We start from the raw sequence: 1,193 nt of genomic DNA, 5'->3' as shown, positions 1-1,193 counted from the left end.
GGGTGGCGGGGGCGATGTGGGCGGCTGCGCGTCCGTTTCTTCGGGCATTTCGGTCACGCACTCCGTGTCGCGGTGTCGGCTCCGGCTCCGGCCCCGGTCAGCCGGACAGCGGGTCCAGGACCAGCGGCTGGATCTTGCCCTCCAGCATCGCACCGAGTCCCAGTACGGCGCACACATCAGGCCTTTCCGCGATTTCTACGGGCATTCCCGTCGCGTCCCGCAGCATCTGGTCGAGCCCCGGCAGCCGCGCGCTGCCGCCCACCATCATGATTCCGCGGTCCGCGAGGTCCGCGACCAGGTCCGGCGGGCAGTCCCGCAGCACCTTGCCGATGCCGTCCAGCACGGCGGTCAGCGGAGTGTGGATCGCGTCGCGGACGGCGGCGGTGTCCACGTGGACCGAGCGGGCCAGGCCCGTCGCCACGTCCCTGCCGTGGATCTCCGTGGACTCCGGGCCGTGCGGGGTGAGGCCGTTGCCGCTCAGGGCGAGCTGGAGGGGACGTACGGACTGCGAGGGCAGCATCAGTTCGTGCTGGTGGCGAAGGTGCTGCACGATCGCGTGGTCGATCGCCTCGCCGCCCACGGGAATGCGTTCGGCCGTCACGATCGAGCCCATGGACAGGACCGCCACCTGGGTCGTGGCGGCGCCGCAGACCAGGATCATCGTCGCCTCGGGGCGCTCCACGGGCAGGCCGCAGCCGACGGCCGCCGCGATGAGGGTGTCGACCAGTTCGACTCGGCGGGCGCCGAGTCCGACCATCGTCTCCACGGCCGCGCGCTGGGCGAGAGGGTCCGCGTCGTGCGGGGTGCATGCGGCGGCGCGCAGCCTCGGCTTGCGGCGCAGGGTGCGGCGGAGCTTCTCGCCGAGCAGGTGGCGCAGCATCCGCTGGGCCATCTCGATGTCGACGACGGTGCCGCCGGAGACGGGGCGGACGACGCGGATGTAGCCGGGCGTGCGGCCCGTCATCTGCTCGGCGAACTGGCCTACCGCGATGAGGGCGCCGGTCCTGGTGTTCACCGCGGCGGCGCTTGGCTCGTCTACGACGAGGCCCGCTCCCTTGACGAAGACGCGGGTTCTCGCGGCGCCGAGGTCGACGGCGATGTGGCAACGGCGTAGCTGCTCCAGACTGACGGTCATGGCAGGTCCTCCCGAGAGCGCAGACCGGTGGGGACCGTCGGTCGGCGGTCCTTTCTCG

At 72.1% G+C, this 1,193-nt stretch carries 1 protein-coding gene; it reads right to left on the bottom strand.

Going from position 1 to position 1,193, the window contains the following annotated elements:
• Positions 1-97: 97 nt before the first annotated feature.
• Positions 98-1,135, bottom strand: a complete 1,038-nt coding sequence (locus tag GKQ77_RS32905; RefSeq protein ID WP_219692803.1) for a rod shape-determining protein — start codon at positions 1,133-1,135, stop codon at positions 98-100.
• Between the last annotated feature and the right edge of the window lie 58 nt (positions 1,136-1,193).

Source organism: Streptomyces anatolicus, assembly GCF_019400875.1.
GTDB lineage: Bacteria > Actinomycetota > Actinomycetes > Streptomycetales > Streptomycetaceae > Streptomyces > Streptomyces anatolicus.
This window is presented reverse-complemented; position numbering and strand designations above follow the sequence as displayed.

What these genes read in the sequence shown, in the direction of transcription:
- GKQ77_RS32905 (WP_219692803.1), bottom strand. Translation starts at nt 1,135, where the DNA reads ATGACCGTCAGTCTGGAGCAGCTACGCCGTTGCCACATCGCCGTCGAC.